Below are 15,785 nucleotides of genomic sequence, written 5' to 3'. Positions count from 1 at the left end.
AGCACCCCAGCCCGGTGGACCGCACGGCGGCGCACACGCATGCCGGCTGCGGTGTGCAGGGACCGCACACGCACCCGGGGCGCGGCACCCCGCCCCCGGTGTCCGACGAGCAGGCGGACGACTCCGTGCCTCACGGCGCGGGCCGGTGACCCCGCAGGCGGGTGTCGCCGCGCCGCCGGTCCGGGACCTGGCGACCGCACCCTCGTCGGACGGCGGCCTGGACTCGGCGCCGCGGCTCGCGACGCGCCTGGCCGCACCGGCCGCGGGCTGGACGGTCGAGGTCGACGCGATCGTGGTGGGCTCGGGCATCGCGGGGCTGACCGCGGCGCTCGAGCTGCGCACGCGGGTGCCGCGGGTGCTGCTGGTGACGAAGGACCTGCTCGGCTCGGGCTCGACGGTGTGGGCGCAGGGCGGCATCGCGGCGGCCCTGGACCCGGAGGACTCCCCGGCGGCGCACCTGCAGGACACGCTCGTCGCGGGTGTGGGCCTGTGCGACCCGCGGGCGGTCGAGGTGCTGGTGACCGAGGGGCCGGCGCGTGTGCGCGAGCTGGTTGCGCGCGGTGCGGTGTTCGACCGGGCGCCGGACGGGCAGATCTCGCTCACGCGTGAGGGCGGGCACCACGCGGACCGGATCGCGCACGCGGGCGGTGACGCGACCGGTGCGGAGATCTCCCGGGCGCTCGTCGCGCAGATCGAGGCGGTGCGGGACGACCCGGGCATCGAGGTGATCGAGCACGCGCTCGTGCTCGACGTGCTGACGGGCCCGGCGGGGCCGGACGGTCGCCCGGGTGCGGCGTGCGGGGTGACGCTGCACGTGATCGGCGAGGGTCAGCGCGACGGTGTGGGCGCGGCGCTCGGCAAGGCGGTGGTGCTCGCCACGGGCGGCATCGGCCAGGTGTTCCGCTCGTCGACCAACCCGCCGCAGGCGACGGGTGACGGCATCGCGGCGGCGTTGCGTGCCGGTGCGGTGGTCGGGGACGTCGAGTTCGTGCAGTTCCACCCGACGGTGCTGTGGCTCGGCTCGGGCGTGAAGGGGCAGCTCACGCTCGTCTCGGAGGCGGTGCGGGGCGAGGGCGCGCTGCTGCTCGACACGGACGGCGTGCGGTTCATGCCGGACGTGCACCCGATGGCCGAGCTGGCGCCGCGGGACGTGGTGGCGCACGCGATCGTGCGTCGCATGGCGGACACCGGCGCGGACCACGTGTGGCTGGACGCGCGGCACCTGGGTGGCGACTTCCTGCGTCGCCGGTTTCCGACGATCCACGAGCGGCTGCTCGAGCACGGGATCGACCTGACCACGGACCTGGTGCCCGTCGCACCTGCGCAGCACTACCACTCGGGCGGGGTGGTCACGGACCTCGTCGGGCGGACGTCGCTGCCGGGGCTGTACGCGGTGGGGGAGGCGGCCTGCACGGGTGTGCACGGCGCGAACCGGCTCGCGTCGAACTCGCTGCTCGAGGGCCTGGTGTTCGCGCACCGCGCCGCGCGGCACATCACCGACAAGGTCGCGGCGGGCGCACTGACCCGCCAGGAGCCCACGGTCCGCTCGGGGTCGGAGGCGCTCGTCGCCGCGGCGTCCCGCGCACGCGTGCAGCGCCTCGCGACCGAGGGCCCGGGTGTGCTGCGCTCGGGCGACTGCCTGCGCCGTGCGGCGAGCGGTCTGGCCGGGGTGCCCACGGACGCGCACCTGCGGCACGACGACGGCCGTGCGTTGGCCGCGCCGCAGACCGCCGAGTGGGAGACGACGAACGTGCACCAGGTCGCCTCGGTGCTCACCGCGACCGCGCTCGCGCGGCAGGAGAGCCGTGGCGGGCATGCGCGCAGCGACTTCCCCGAGCGCGACGACGAGCACTGGCGGGTGCGGCTGGAGGCGAGCCTGGACCCGGACGGGCAGCTCGTCGTGCGCCGAGCGCCCATCGACTGACGCGCCACCGGGCGCCCGACCGACGAGGACGACGATGACCGACACGACCACGGGGCCGACGGGCGTCCCGACGACGAGCGCGCGCCCCGGCGTGCTGCCCGGCGACCCCGGGCCCGACGAGGCCGCGGTCGAGCGCCTCGTCGCGACCGCGCTCGACGAGGACCTGGGTGCTGCGCCCGGCCGGGACGTCACGTCGCAGGCGACGATCGCCCCGACGACGACCGGCACCGCGGACCTGGTGGCCCGCGCGGACGGTGTCGTCGCGGGCCTCGTCGTCGTCCCCGTGGTGCTCCGGCAGGTCGCGCAGCGGCTGGGACTGAGCCCCGCGACGGTCGTCGTCCGGGTGCCCGACGGGACGCGCGTGACGCGCGGCGACGTGCTGGCCGAGCTCGCGGGCCCGGTGCAGCTCCTGCTCGTCGCGGAGCGCACGCTGCTCAACATCGCCTCACGCGCGTCGGGCGTCGCCACCCACACGCGCCGCTGGGCGGACGCGCTCGCGGGCACGGGTGCGCTCGTGCTCGACACCCGCAAGACCACGCCGGGCCTGCGCGCGCTCGAGAAGTACGCGGTGCGCTGCGGCGGCGGCACCAACAAGCGCATGGGCCTGTACGACGTCGCGATGGTCAAGGACAACCACGTCGCCGCGGCGGGCTCGGTCACCGCGGCGATCGAGGCGGTGCGCTCGCGCTTCCCGGACGTCGCGATCCAGGTCGAGGCCGACACGCGCGACCAGGCGCTCGAGGCCGTCGCCGCGGGCGCGGACTTCCTGCTCCTCGACAACATGCCGACGCCGGTCCTGGCGGACGTGGTCGCCGCGGTCCGCGCGGTCGCCCCGGCCACGCAGCTCGAGGCCACCGGCAACCTCACGCTCGACCGCGCCGCCGAGGTCGCCTCGACGGGCGTCGACTACCTCTCGGTCGGCGGCCTGACGCACTCCTCCCCGATCCTGGACCTGGCCCTCGACCTCAGTCCTGTGTAGACGCGGGAGCCGCGGCTCAGCCAGTTCACGACATCAGCTTCGCGGCCTGGCACCACCGACGTCGAGACCTCGCTAAGGTCTCGAATCGTGACAAACAACAACAGGGAGCGGGCAGGGTCCGCGTGTTTCTGACCAGTGTGGCGACCGTTCCCGCCCTCGTTCGCGGCGCTGCTGCTGCGGAGGCGTGGGTGACGTTTGCGGACATGTCGTTCACGGCGAAGGATGGGTCGACCACCGTCGCCACCGGCGTCGCTGACGACCCGCGCCACGGCTGGTACCAGCTCGCGGGTCGCCACTACTCGACGGCTGACTTCACTGTGCGGGACGCGAAGTCCGACGGCCGGAGTGCGTTCGCAGACGTCGTCACGGACATCGACTACTACTACTGCATGCCGTTTGCGGGCGGGAAGTGCATCCCTCAGATCCGGACGAAGACCGTCGCGATCAAGAGCAGCGAGCGGACCTCGTCGCGGTGGTCCGGCTCGGTGTCGGCGACATGGGCCCCGGAGCCTTACACGGCAGTGCGGTCGCAGTTCTCGATCTGCATCGACATCAGGTTCGCTCCCGACAAGTGTGACCGGGAGTCCAGGAAGTCGAGCGCGTCCGTGTACAACGGCTGACCCCAGGTGACGTCCGGCGAGGCGCAGTCCCTCTTCGAGCTGCACGATGTCCGGTACGCCTACCGTGCCCATCCCGCGCTGGACGAGCTCACCGTCGACGTGCAGCCGGGCATCACGGGAGTCCTCGGACCCAACGGCGCGGGCAAGTCGACGCTGCTGCGCATCCTCGCGGGGCTCGAGCTCGCGCAGGGTGGCTCCGTGGTGTTCGACGGCGTGCCGATCTCGTCCCGCGCGGCCGCGTCAGAGCTGCGCGAGTCCGTGGGGTACCTGCCGCAGTCACCGGACTGGTTGCACGAGGTGACGGTCGAGGAGCTGGTGACGTACTTCGCTGCGAGCCGGCTGGGGCGCCGTCGGGCCGTGCGCCAACGCGTCGTCGATGCGATCGAGGCCGTGGACCTGGGTCACAAGGCGCGTGTCCGGATCGGCCGCCTCTCAGGCGGGGAGGCCCGCCGTGCGTTCCTCGCCCAGGCGCTGGTGCACGACCCGGCGGTTCTCGTCCTCGACGAGCCGACGGCAGGACTGGACCCCGTCCAGCGGATGCGGCTGCGCGAGCACGTCATCGCAGGCGCTGACGGCCGCGTCGTGGTCTGGGCGACGCACATCGTCGACGATCTCGTCTCGCTCGCCGATCGGGTCGTCGTGCTCGACGAGGGCCGTGCGCGATGGTGCGGAACGATCCCCGAGCTCGAGGAGCTGGGGATGAAGCAGGCGGACTCGGGACGACAACGGGGGGCCTCCGCAGGTGAGCGGGGGTTTCTCGCCGCTCTGACCGGCTCGCGCGACGAACGGGCACCTCGGTGAGCGCTCGTCCGCGCGTGCCGTCCGTCAGTCGGGTCCCGACGGTGCCATGGGGCGGCGTCGTCGCAGCACTCGCATGGCCGGCGGCTGGGGCAGCCGCGCTCGCGTTCCGGGATCCGGCGCTCGTGCGATCGGGTGCGGGTGCGATGCAGGAAGTCCTCGCCGCAGCCTTGTCGGCCTGGCCGATCACGGCGGGTGTCGCTGCCGCCGCGGTCGTCCGCGTGTGGCGTCCACGTACGCGCGACCTCGTGCTCGCTCTCCCCGATCGTGCGCGTCTGCGGGTCGTGATCGGGCAGGCCGGCGCGGTCGGGGCGTGGTCGCTCGGCGGGCTGCTCCTGTCGGTCGTCGGCGCCGCGGTGATCGCGGCCGCGCACTCGTCGGTCGCGAGTCCCGTCGCCTACGCCAGGCTCGTGCCCGTCATGGTCGGGACGCTTGGCGTCGCGGCGTTCGGGGGCTGCATCGGCGGGGTCGTGCGGTCCTGGCTCGCTCCGCCGCTGGTCGCGACCGGGCTGTACCTGCTGTACGTGTTCGCGCCCGACAGCGGTGCCGGAATCCTGCGCTTCGCGGTCGGCGACGGCCGGAGCGCCGTCACCCTCGTGCCCGAGGTGGCCGCGGTCGGCGCCCTCACGCTTGCGCTTGCCATCTGCGCGGGTGGCTTCCTCGTCGTGACTGCGGGCTGGACGACCGTGCGTCCGCGCGCAGTCGTCGTCGGTGTCGGGTCGCTCTTCCTCGCCGGTGTGCTCCTCGGTCAGGCCGCCGCCAGGCCCGCGTTCGTGGTGGCAGGCTCCGACACGTGGTCGTGCGCGACGACGACGTCGGGCGCGGGGCGCGTGTGCGTGCCCGACGAGCAGCGGCGAGACCTGCCGCAGCTCGCGGACGAGCTCGATCCGATCGCGGGTCGGATCGGGAGCGTATGGAGCCCTGAGGGTGGCGTGGTGCTCGGTCCCGTGGCCGGTGACGGCGTCACGTTGCCCGTGCCCGTGCCGTTCGGCGAGTTCGAGACGATCCGCGGACGAGCCGCCGAGTCCTTGTCGAGCTTCGTCGTCGACTGCGGGCTGCGCGGGGACCTGGGAAACCCGGATGTCTACTTCGACACCTACTTCGGCTTCATCGGGTGGCTCACCTCGCAGACCTACGCGAGCCCGGGACAGGAGCCGGTCCCCCCGCTGGACGATGCCGCCGCGGCGGCACTGCTGCAGACGGTGCCGTCATGCGTCGCCGACGAGGTCGCATGACGCATCACGTCGGGCTCGCGGTGGCGACAGCGTTCGTGCGGAGCCGGCGTGCACCCCTCCTCGTGGTGACGGCCGCGGTCACCTCACTTGCCGTCGCGCTGGTGCCGCTCGTGCTCGTCGAGGTGCCGTCGTTCGGTGCCGCGCGCTCGACCGTGCCGGTGTACCTGCTTCCGGTCCTGCTGTCCGGCGCCTGGACGCTGTGTGTCGTCTCGCCGGCACCGGTCCTGGAGCGGTTCATCCCGGACTCCCGCATGCGGGTACGGCGAGCTGCGTGGCTCACGACCGGAACAGGTCTCCTGGCCCTCGTCGCCGCGGTTCCCGCCGTACTCGTCCACCACAGCGTTCCGCTCGCACTCACGCTGGGGAGGAACGCCCTGCTCGGTGTGGCGGTGGCGACCGCGGCGGGCTGCGCCTTGTCGCCGCGGCTCTCCTGGATCCCGCCCGTCTCGTTCTCGTTGGTGTGCTGGCTGTTCGGGACGGTCGACCACGAGGCGAGCCCTGCCGTGTGGGCTGTGGCGAACCACCCGTACGACGTGCCGGCCGCTGCGGCGGTGTCCCTCGCACTCTGGCTCGCGGCCGGCGCGCGCTACGTCGTCGCGGACGGTCACACCGCCGGCTCCGGAGAGTGACGCCGGCGGGTGCGTGAGAACCGCCGGTGGCACCGCGATCCACGGTGCCACCGGCGGGTCGAGCGGTCTGCACCGCCCCGGCCGAGGAGGCCGGTGCCCGAGGGTCAGGCGCACTCCCAGACGACGTTCGTCGCCTCGGGGCGCAGGTGCAGGTGCCACTCGCCGCCCGGGCCCTGCACGCCGTACAGCGACTGCGCGGCGAGGAACTCCTCGGCGGTGGCGAACCGGTAGCCGGCGTCGAGACCCGTCACGGTCTCGCCCGTCTTCTCGTCGATCGTGCCCGAGTGGCTCAGCTGCCAGTCGTGCACCGCGGCCGCCAGCGGGTTGCCCGCCACGGGGACGACGACGTCGCGCCCGTCGGCGGTGCGGCCGGCGGTGCGCCACGCGGTCGCGTCGTGCGAGCTCTCGACGGAGAACTGCGCGGTCGAGCACGTGCCCACGGCGGGTGCCTGCGCGTAGTTCGCCCAGTCGCCGTCGGCGACCCGCGTGCTGCGGTCCACGCCGTCGTCCCACGTGATGTCGAGGTAGTCCAGGCCCGGCACGTCGGCGTCCGCGACCGGGATCATCGAGCCGAACGGGGTGGTGACGACGTACGACGAGGACCGCAGCCCGTCGACGTCGCTGACCACGTCGCGGCGCGCCACCGTCAGCGGCCCGAACGCCGCGACCACCTCGAGGTGCTCGGGCGAGTCCGCGGCGGGCACCGCCACCCCGCCGACGCGGTCCGCCTCGGCCCGCGTGACGTCCGTGGACAACGCCCAGCCGTCGCCGAGCGCGAGGCTCGCGGGGAGCGTGAGCGTGTCGTAGAACGTGTCGCGGTCCTCGGCGGCCTTGGAGGAGGAGAACTCCGACGCGCACGCGTCGGTCGTGCGCGCGCTCGGGCAGACGATCGCGCGGGGGCCGTCCTCGTCGATCTCGTACAGCTCGACGCGCGGCGCCCACAGCACGGAGTCGTCGGTCTGCGCGGCGGGGAACGACAGCGCGTAGATCGCCGAGGCCTCGCGGTCCCCGACGAGCGTGAGCCGGTACTCGGGGCCGTTCGCGATCTCGTCCGGGGTGAACAGCGCGTCGAGCGCGTCGGACGCGTCCATCGCCTCGTCGAACCAGCGCTCGCCCGTGCGGGGCGCGGACAGCCGGGCCAGCACGGTCGCGTCGTCGATCTCGTCGGCGCGGACCGCGGGGCCGTCGTCGGCGGCCGTCGTGGGCTCGGCGGTCGGCTCGGCCGTCGGGCTCGGCGTGCCGGTGGGGCCGGTGGTCGTGCTGCCCGTGGCGGGGTCGACGGGCGTGCTGGAGTCCGACGAGGTCAGCGTCCAGGCGCCGAGGCCGAGCACGCCCGCGCACGCGGCGGCGCCCACGGACTCGAACGTGTGCCGCTGGATGCGCGCGCGGCGGACGGTGCCGCGCACGCGCCTCAGGGTGCGGTCGTCGATCGGGGCGGTCGCCTGCGCGATCTCGTCGCGGGCGCCGTTCAGCATCTGGTCGAGGTTCATCGTGCGCCTCCGGGGGCGATGCGCGGGGTGGGGGAGGGGCGGACGGGGACGCGCTCGTCGTCCGTCGCGGTGTGCGGGTGGGTGCCGAGGGTCTCGGCGAGCTTCGCCAGGCCGTCGGCGGTGTACCGCTTGACGGCGCCCTCGCTGAGGTTGAGCACGGACGCGGTCTCGGCGACGGACAGGTCCTCCATCTGCCGCAGCACCACGCAGGCCCGCTCGCGCGGGGCCAGCAGGGCGAGCGCGCGCACGACGTCGCGTCCCGGGCCGGGTGGTTCGACGGTGTCCGGCGGTGCGGGCTGCGCGGCGGCGCGCAGCGCGACGAGGCGCTCGCGGCGGCGTCGGCGGGCCTCGTCGACCGCGCGGGACGCGATCGCGCGGCGCACGTACGCCTCGGCCTGCTCGACGGTCGTGAACCGGGCGCGGCCGCGGAAGGTCGCGATCAGCGCCTCCTGCACGAGGTCCGGCGCCTCGCTCGTCGAGCCGGCGACGAGCGCGGCGTGGGCGACCAGGCGTGGCCAGCGCTCACGCGCCACCTGGTCGAGCAGCTGTTCCCATGGTCTCGCCACGGCGTCTCCCCTGAGGTCGTCGGGATGTCGTAGCCATAACGCTCGTGCTGGTCGCTCGCGTTGGGGCGATCTTCCCGCACGGTGCACGGTGCACGGCGCACGGACCGCGGGACGGAGGCGTCCGGTGGCCCGATTACCATGGTCCGGTGACCGAGTCCCCGTCCTCGCCCGCTGCCGACGCGCCCGCGGTCGTCCCCGACGACACGCCCGAGCAGATCCGTATCCGGCGGGAGAAGCGTGAGCGGCTGCTCGCGGAGGGCACCGCGGCGTACCCCGTGTCGGTGCCGCGCACGCACACGATCGAGCAGGTCCGCGCGGCGTACCCGGACCTCGAGGCGGGCCAGGAGACGCACGACGAGGTCGGCGTCGCGGGGCGCGTGGTGTTCCTGCGCAACACGGGCAAGCTCTGCTTCGTCACGCTGCAGGACGGCGCGGGCACGCGCCTGCAGGCGATGCTCTCGCTCGCCGAGGTGGGCGAGGAGCGGCTCGCGGCGTTCAAGGCCGACGTGGACCTCGGTGACCACCTGTTCGTGCACGGTCGCGTGATCATGTCCAAGCGCGGTGAGCTGTCGGTGTTCGCGGATTCCTGGCAGATGGCCGCGAAGGCCATTCGTCCGCTGCCGAACCTGTACGAGGGTGCCGAGCTGTCCGACGAGGCGCGCGTGCGTCAGCGCTACGTCGACCTGATCGTCAACCCCAAGGCGCGCGACATGGTGCGCACCCGTGCCGCGGTGGTGCGTTCGTTGCGCGACAACTTCGCGCGGCGCGGATTCCTCGAGGTCGAGACCCCGATGCTCCAGACGCGTCCGGAGGGCGCTGCGGCGCGTCAGTTCGAGACGCACATGAATGCGTTCGACATCGAGCTGTTCCTGCGGATCGCACCCGAGCTCTTCCTCAAGCGCGCGGCGGTCGGCGGCGTCGAGAAGGTGTTCGAGATCAACCGCAACTTCCGTAACGAGGGCGTCGACGCGACGCACTCGCCGGAGTTCGCGATGCTCGAGGCGTACGAGGCCTACGGCGACTACGACACGATGGCGGCGCTGACGCAGGACCTCGTGCAGACCGCCGCGCTCGAGGCGCTCGGCACGACGACGATGACGCTCGCGGACGGCACGGAGTACGAGCTCGGGGGCGACTGGACGCACCTGACGATGTACGAGTCGCTGTCGGAGGCGGTCGGCGTCGAGATCACCCACGACACCGACGACGAGACGCTGCTGGCGCTGCTGGAGAAGGCCGAGATCGACCTCGCGCCCGCACAGCGCAACCACGGCAAGCTCGTCGAGGAGCTGTGGGAGCACCACGTGGGTGCGCACCTGTACGCGCCCACGTTCGTGCGGGACTTCCCGGTCGAGACGTCCCCGCTCACGCGTGACCACCGCAGCAAGCCCGGCCTCGTCGAGAAGTGGGACCTGTACGTGCGCGGCCTCGAGCTCGCGACCGCGTACTCCGAGCTCGTCGACCCGGTGGTCCAGCGGCAGCGGTTCGAGGCGCAGGCGCTGCTCGCGGCGCGCGGCGACGAGGAGGCCATGCGCATCGACGAGGACTTCCTCACCGCGATGGAGTTCGCCATGCCTCCGTCCGGCGGAATGGGAATGGGCATCGACCGCCTGCTCATCGCGATGACCGGTCAGGGAATCCGCGACACGATCCTGTTCCCGCTCACGAAGCCGCAGGCGTGATCATGGACGGCATCGGTGGTGTGCTGACGGCGGTCATTCCGTCGGTCGGTGTCGGTCTGTTGTTCTGGTTCGCGATGCGCGCGATCGTGAACGCCGACCGCACCGAGCGCCAGGCGCTCGCGCGGATGGACGCCGAGCAGGACGCGGCGGAAGCAGCGATCACGAAGAATTCTCAGGAGAACCGCCCGAGCGTTTGACCGACAAATGCATCCGGTGTGATGCTGACGTGCGTCACCCCGCATATTCGCGCCACATCCTCCAGGAGAACACCGGATGGCTCAGAAGGTTCAGGTCCTGCTCATCGACGACGTCGACGGCGCGGCCGCCGACGAGACGGTCACGTTCGCGCTCGACGGCGTGACCTACGAGATCGACCTCACCGCGGAGCGTGCGAGCCAGCTCCGGGACTCGTTCGCGACGTGGGTCGGCCACGCGCGCAAGGTCGGCGGGCGCTCGACGAGCGGCGCGGCCCGGCCCGCGGCGCGTCGTCGCGGCTCGAACGACGCCCAGGCGATCCGCGAGTGGGCCAAGTCCCAGGGTCTCGAGGTCTCGGAGCGCGGTCGCATCAGCGCCGACGTGCGCGAGGCGTACGACAAGGCGCACTGACCGCAGCGCGCAGCACGAAGGCCCGGTCCCGCAGCCACGGGACCGGGCCTTCGTCGTTCGTGGCCGCTCAGGCGTCCACGGGTCGGGTGGCGGTGAGGTCGCGCACCGCCGCGTACTGCTCGCGCACCCGCGGCGCGGACGCCGCGGAGTACACCTCGGCCGTGCCGGCCGCGCTCCACGCGGGCGGCTCGTCGGCGCCCGAGAGCACCCACGCCGCCTGCCGGGCCGCACCGTCGGCCACGTACTCGCCGGGGGTGGGGACCAGCACGTCGAGCCCGAGCACGCTCGGCGCGATGCGCCGCACGGCCTCGGACTTCGCGCCGCCGCCGATGAGGAACAGCCGCTCGACCGCGACGCCCGTCGCCCGCAGCGCGTCGATGCCGTCCGCGAGCGCGCACAGCATCCCCTCCACCGCGGCACGCGCGAGGTGCGCGGGCGTGGTGTTGGCGAGCCGCAGCCCGTGCAGGGCACCGGTGGCGTCGGGCTTGTTCGGCGTGCGCTCGCCCTCGAGGTAGGGGACGAGCACGAGGCCGTCCGCACCCGCGGGGGCCTGCAGCGCGAGCTCGGACAGGCCGGCGTGGTCGACGCCGAGCATCCGGGCGGTCGCGTCGAGCACCCGCGACGCGTTCAGGGTGCACGCGAGCGGCAGGAAGTGCCCGCTCGCGTCGGCGAAGCCGTTGACGAGGCCGGAGCCGTCCGCGGCGGCCGAGCCGGTCACGGCGGACACGACGCCCGACGTGCCGATCGACACGGCCACGTCACCCGGGCGCAGCCCGAGCGCGAGCGCCGCAGCCGCGTTGTCGCCCGCACCCGGTCCGAGGACCGGGCGACGCGCGCCGACGACCGAGCGCGGACCGGCCTCGTGCGGGCCGAGCACGCGCGGCAGCACCGCGTCGTGGCCCAGGCCCAGCTCGAGCAGGTCGTGCCGGTAGGCGTCGGTCGCGGGGGACCAGTAGCCCGTGCCGGACGCGTCCGAGCGGTCCGTGACGAGGTCGTCGAACGCGGGCGAGCCCGGGCCGTGGCCCGCGAGCCGCCACGTCAGCCAGTCGTGCGGCAGCGCGACCGCCGCGACCCGCTGCGCGTTGTGCGGCTCGGCGTCACGCAGCCACCGCAGCTTGGTGACCGTGAGCGAGGCGACCAGCACCGAGCCGGTCGCGTCCGCCCACGCCTGCGGGCCGCCGCCCTCGGCGATCAGGTCGAGCGCGGCCTGCGCGGAGCGCGTGTCGTTCCACAGCAGCGCGTCCCGGACCACCTCGCCGGTCTCGTCGAGCGTGACCATGCCGTGCTGCTGCCCGCCCACGCTGATCGCGTCGACGTCGTCGAGGCCACCCGCGTCCGCGATCGCGATCTGCAGGGCGTCCCACCACGCGGCGGGGGCGACCTCGGTGCCGTCGGGGTGGGACGCGCGACCGGAGCGCACGAGCGCCCCGGTCGCGGCGTCCCGGACCACGACCTTGCAGGACTGGGTCGAGGAGTCGACCCCGGCGACGAGCGCCATGCCTGTTCCGTCCTGTCCCGTGGAGAGGGTCAGCCGCGCGCGCCGAGCGCGTGCTCGAGCGCGAGCTGGTTGAGGCGGACGAAGCCGAACCCGTGCTTGGCGACGGCGTCGACGTCGAAGTCCTCGAACGCGGAGCGGTCCGCGAGGAAGTCGGCGAGCGTCTCACCCTCGTTCAGCGTCGGCTTGGCGAGCTCGAGCACACCGGCGGCCTCGATGGCCTCCTTGACCTCGGGGTCCTCGCGGAACGCGATGGCGCGCTCCTTGAGCAGGAGGTACGTGGCCATGTTGGCGCGCGCGGACTCCCACACGCCGTCGAAGTCCTCGGTGCGCGAGGGCTTGTAGTCGAAGTGCACCGGGCCGGTGTACTTCGGGCCGCCGCCCGGGAAGCCGTTCTCGATGAGGTCGACGGTCGCGAACGCGGAGAACAGGTCGCCGTGGCCGAAGACCAGGTCCTGGTCGTACTTGATGCCGCGCTGGCCGTTGAGGTCGATGTGGAACAGCTTCTCGGCCCACAGCGCCTGCGCGAGGCCGGTGGTGTAGTTCAGGCCGGCCATCTGCTCGTGGCCCGTCTCCGGGTTGAGGCCGACGATGTCGCCGTTCTCGAGCTTGGCGATGAGGCCGAGCGCGTGGCCGATCGTCGGGAGCAGGATGTCGCCACGGGGCTCGTTGGGCTTGGGCTCGAGCGCGATGCGCAGCTTGTAGCCCTTCTCCTTGATGTACGCGGCGACCGTGTCGATGCCGTCGGCGTAGGCCTGGTGCGCGGCGTAGAGGTCCTTGGCGGAGTCGTACTCGGCGCCCTCGCGGCCGCCCCACATGACGAACGTGTCGGCGTCGAGGGACGCGGCCAGGTCGACGTTGCGCAGGATCTTGCGCAGCGCGTAGCGGCGCACGCGGCGGTCGTTCGAGGTGAACGCGCCGTCCTTGAAGACGGGGTGCGTGAACGTGTTCGTCGTGACCATCTCGACGGTGATGCCGGTCTCGGCGAGCGCGCCGCGGAAGCGGTCGAGGATCTTCTCGCGCTCGGCGTCCGAGGAGCCGAACGGCACCACGTCGTCGTCGTGGAACGTCACGTGCGCCGCGCCGAGCTCGGCGAGCTTGTGGACGGACTCGACCGGGTCGAGCCACGGGCGCGTGGCGGCGCCGAACGGGTCCTGGGCGTTCCAGCCGACGGTCCACAGACCGAAGGAGAACTTGTCAGCGGGGGTGGGCTTGCGCACCATCTCGGTACCTCTCGTCATCGAGCGGGGTGGGTATTTGTTGTATGGATGAACTTATGCGCGAGAACGGCTAGGGTCAAGCCCGTGAAGAGTCCGGCGGCGCGGCAGGGCACCCTGCGCGAGCTCAACCTTGGTCTCGTGCTGCGCGAGGTGCTCGGCGCGGCGGCGACGGGCACCACCCCACCGTCCCGCGCCGACGTCGCCGCGGCCACCGGACTCACGCGCGCGACCGTCTCCGCGCTCGTCGACCGGCTCGTCGCGGGCGGCCTGCTCGCCGAGCTCGACCCCGTCCCCACCCAGCGTGCCGGGCGCCCCGCCGTCCCGCTCGTCCCCGCGGGCGGCACGCTCGTCGCCATCGGCGCCGAGGTGAACGTCGACTACCTCGCGGTGCGCGCGGTCGACCTCGCCGGGGACGTCCTCGCCGAGCGGGTCCGGCACGCCGACCACCGCGGCTCCGACCCCGACGTGGTCCTGCGCGTCCTGGGCGCGGTCGCCGACGAGGTGCTCGACGAGGCGCGCGCGCGGCGGGCGCCCGACGACGAGCCGCCGCCCCAGCCCTGCCCGCCACCCCCGCGCGTCGTCGGGACCGCGGTCGCGCTGCCCGGCCTCGTCGGCCGCAGCACGGGCACGCTGCTGCTCGCCCCCAACCTCGGCTGGCGCGAGGTCGACGTCGTGCGTGTCCTCGCCGAGTCGTCCCGCACGTTCGCCGAGCACCGCCCGACCCTCGCCAACGAGGCCGACCTCGCCGCGCTGGCCGAGTCCCGCGTGCGGCGGCCCGAGGGCCTCGCGAGCTTCGTCCTGGTCTCCGGCGAGGTCGGTATCGGTGCCGCGATCGTGCTCGACGGGCGCGTGTTCGGCGGCCGGCACGGCTGGGCCGGCGAGCTCGGGCACACGCTCGTCGCGGGCTCCCGCCAGCTCGAGCAGGTCGCGGGCCAGGACGCGATGCTGCGCGCCGCGGGCCTGCCGCGCGACGAGGGCGTCGAGCCGCTCGTCGCCGCCCTCGCCGCGGGCGACCCGGCCGCGCTCGCGGCGGTCGCCAGCGCCGGGGAGGCGCTCGGCGTCGCGCTCGCCAACGTGCTCAACACGGTCGACGTGCCCCACGTCGTGCTCGGCGGGACGTACGCGCGGCTCGCGGACCACGTGCGCGAGCCCGTGCTGGCCGCGCTGCGCGCGCACGTGCTCGCCGCGCCCTGGGCGGAGCCCAGCGTCGACGTCGCGCGCGCCGGGAGCCACGCCGCCGTCGCGGGCGCCACGCACGCCGTGCGCGACCGCGTGGTCGCCGACCCCACGGCCTGGCTCACGCCCTGACCGGCGGGTCCGGGCGCTCGCTGCCTAGACTCGCCCGGTGACTGAGCTGTGGATCGGGACCTACCCCGTCGCCGGGGCCGGCACGCCGGTGGGACAGGGCGAGGGCGTCTGGTCCGTCCTCCTCGACGACGAGACGGGCGCCCTGACGGGCGCGCGCCTGCGCACCGAGCTGCCCGCGCCGTCGTTCCTCGCGCTGCGCGCGCCCACCGCGCCCGACGAGGTCCCGGCCCCCGACGGGACCAAGGCCCCTGACGACGTCCTCGCGCCCGACGGGACCTCCGTGCCCGACGGGACCTCTGTGCCCGACGACGTGCGCGCCCGCGTGTACGCGGTGCTCGAGGACGAGGCGGGCCGGGTCGCGGGCCTGCTGCCGCACGACGGCACGCTCGCACCCGACGCGTTCGTCCCCTCGGGCGGCGCGTACCCCTGCCACCTGCTCGCGACCGAGCACGCGCTGCTCGTCGCCAACTACGGCTCGGGCACGCTCGGCGTCCTCGCGCTCGACGAGACCGGCGCGCTGCGCGCCGACCAGCCCGCGGTGCTCGGCCACGCGGGCCACGGGCCGCGCGAGGACCGGCAGGAGGGACCGCACGCGCACTTCGTCGCGCTCGCGCCCGGCGGCCGGCACGTGCTCGTCGTCGACCTCGGCACCGACGAGGTGCGCCGGTACCTGTGGGACGGCCGCACCGCGACGCCCGACGGCGTGGCCGCGACCCTCCCGCCCGGCACCGGGCCGCGGCACCTGGACTTCTCGTCCGACGGCAGGTTCGCCTACGTCGCGGGCGAGCTCGACGTCGCGGTGCACGTGCTCGCGTGGGACCGGGACACCGCGACCGGCACGCTCGTGCAGTCGGTCCCCGCGGTCGTCGGCGGCGCCGCCGGCCCGGCGCCCGGTCAGCCGTCGCACCTCGTCGTCGACTCCGGGACGGTGCTCGTCGCGGTGCGCGGCACCGACGTGCTGACCGCGTACGCCGTCGGCGACGACGGTCTGCTCGGCGCCGGGAGGTCCGCGGACCTCGGCGGCTCCTGGCCGCGGCACTTCGCGGTCGTCGGGCGGTGGGTGGTGGTCGCCCTCGAGCGTGCGGGCGAGCTCGTCGTGGTCGACCGCGTGCTGCTGACCGCCCAGGCGGACCCCGCGGGTGCCCCCGGCGCCGACCCGGTGCGCTCGCGCGTGCCGCTGCCGTCGCCCACGTGCGTGCTGCCGCACCCCTGAGCGCGTCCCAGCAGGCGGAC

The 15,785-nt window shown here is 74.1% G+C and carries 14 protein-coding genes and 1 pseudogene; 11 read left to right on the top strand and 4 right to left on the bottom strand.

Going from position 1 to position 15,785, the window contains the following annotated elements; genetic code table 11:
* Positions 1-187: 187 nt before the first annotated feature.
* From ACT17Q_RS14270 to ACT17Q_RS14245, 6 genes and pseudogenes are all read left to right on the top strand, one after another.
* Positions 188-1,924, top strand: coding sequence for an L-aspartate oxidase (locus ACT17Q_RS14270; RefSeq protein ID WP_444665402.1), 1,737 nt, complete (start codon positions 188-190; stop codon positions 1,922-1,924).
* A gap of 34 nt (positions 1,925-1,958) precedes the next feature.
* A complete protein-coding gene (gene nadC, locus ACT17Q_RS14265; protein ID WP_444663228.1) occupies positions 1,959-2,903 on the top strand; it encodes a carboxylating nicotinate-nucleotide diphosphorylase in 945 nt (314 codons plus the stop codon).
* A 122-nt stretch (positions 2,904-3,025) separates the two neighbouring features.
* Entirely contained in the window at positions 3,026-3,523 is a 498-nt protein-coding gene (locus ACT17Q_RS14260) for a hypothetical protein (protein ID WP_444663226.1), read from the top strand.
* Positions 3,524-3,559: 36 nt separating this feature from the next.
* Positions 3,560-4,324: pseudogene (locus ACT17Q_RS14255) on the top strand (ABC transporter ATP-binding protein); the annotation flags it as partial.
* A gap of 143 nt (positions 4,325-4,467) precedes the next feature.
* Positions 4,468-5,556 (top strand): hypothetical protein, encoded by a 1,089-nt coding sequence (locus tag ACT17Q_RS14250; RefSeq protein WP_444663224.1) that lies wholly within the window; start codon positions 4,468-4,470, stop codon positions 5,554-5,556.
* Complete coding sequence (locus ACT17Q_RS14245) at positions 5,553-6,185, top strand: hypothetical protein (protein WP_268533125.1); 633 nt, start codon at positions 5,553-5,555, stop codon at positions 6,183-6,185. Before ACT17Q_RS14250 ends, ACT17Q_RS14245 begins: the two co-directional genes overlap by 4 nt.
* Positions 6,186-6,289: 104 nt before the next feature.
* On the opposite strand, the gene ACT17Q_RS14240 is transcribed toward ACT17Q_RS14245, so the two are convergent.
* Positions 6,290-7,675 (bottom strand): hypothetical protein, encoded by a 1,386-nt coding sequence (locus ACT17Q_RS14240; protein WP_444663222.1) that lies wholly within the window; start codon positions 7,673-7,675, stop codon positions 6,290-6,292.
* Positions 7,672-8,241: a sigma-70 family RNA polymerase sigma factor gene (locus ACT17Q_RS14235; RefSeq protein ID WP_141321785.1), complete on the bottom strand. Its 570-nt coding sequence runs from the start codon at positions 8,239-8,241 to the stop codon at positions 7,672-7,674. Before ACT17Q_RS14235 ends, ACT17Q_RS14240 begins: the two co-directional genes overlap by 4 nt.
* 146 nt (positions 8,242-8,387) lie before the next feature.
* Between ACT17Q_RS14235 and lysS the strand changes: the two genes are divergently transcribed.
* From lysS to ACT17Q_RS14220, 3 genes are all read left to right on the top strand, one after another.
* On the top strand, positions 8,388-9,923 hold the full coding sequence (lysS, locus tag ACT17Q_RS14230) for a lysine--tRNA ligase (protein WP_444663220.1): 1,536 nt from the start codon (positions 8,388-8,390) through the stop codon (positions 9,921-9,923).
* Between the two features lie 2 nt (positions 9,924-9,925).
* On the top strand, positions 9,926-10,120 hold the full coding sequence (locus tag ACT17Q_RS14225) for a hypothetical protein (protein ID WP_094182451.1): 195 nt from the start codon (positions 9,926-9,928) through the stop codon (positions 10,118-10,120).
* A gap of 76 nt (positions 10,121-10,196) precedes the next feature.
* Positions 10,197-10,529 carry a histone-like nucleoid-structuring protein Lsr2 gene (locus ACT17Q_RS14220; RefSeq protein WP_094181784.1) on the top strand — a complete coding sequence of 111 codons (333 nt, stop codon included), beginning with the start codon at positions 10,197-10,199 and terminating at the stop codon, positions 10,527-10,529.
* Positions 10,530-10,596: 67 nt separating this feature from the next.
* Here ACT17Q_RS14220 and xylB read toward each other — a convergent pair whose 3' ends face one another.
* A complete protein-coding gene (xylB, locus tag ACT17Q_RS14215) occupies positions 10,597-12,027 on the bottom strand; it encodes a xylulokinase (RefSeq protein WP_094181785.1) in 1,431 nt (476 codons plus the stop codon).
* Between the two features lie 29 nt (positions 12,028-12,056).
* On the bottom strand, positions 12,057-13,247 hold the full coding sequence (xylA, locus tag ACT17Q_RS14210) for a xylose isomerase (protein ID WP_094181786.1): 1,191 nt from the start codon (positions 13,245-13,247) through the stop codon (positions 12,057-12,059).
* 81 nt (positions 13,248-13,328) lie between these two features.
* Between xylA and ACT17Q_RS14205 the strand changes: the two genes are divergently transcribed.
* Together ACT17Q_RS14205 and ACT17Q_RS14200 are read left to right on the top strand one after the other, a co-directional pair.
* Positions 13,329-14,552: an ROK family protein gene (locus ACT17Q_RS14205; protein WP_444663218.1), complete on the top strand. Its 1,224-nt coding sequence runs from the start codon at positions 13,329-13,331 to the stop codon at positions 14,550-14,552.
* A 37-nt stretch (positions 14,553-14,589) separates the two neighbouring features.
* Complete coding sequence (locus tag ACT17Q_RS14200; protein ID WP_444663216.1) at positions 14,590-15,765, top strand: lactonase family protein; 1,176 nt, start codon at positions 14,590-14,592, stop codon at positions 15,763-15,765.
* Positions 15,766-15,785 lie beyond the last annotated feature (20 nt).

This window comes from Cellulomonas sp. CW35, from assembly GCF_052378485.1.
Taxonomy (GTDB): Bacteria; Actinomycetota; Actinomycetes; order Actinomycetales; family Cellulomonadaceae; genus Cellulomonas; species Cellulomonas uda.
Note: the sequence above shows the minus strand (reverse complement) of the source record. Positions and strands in the feature narration are given on the sequence as shown.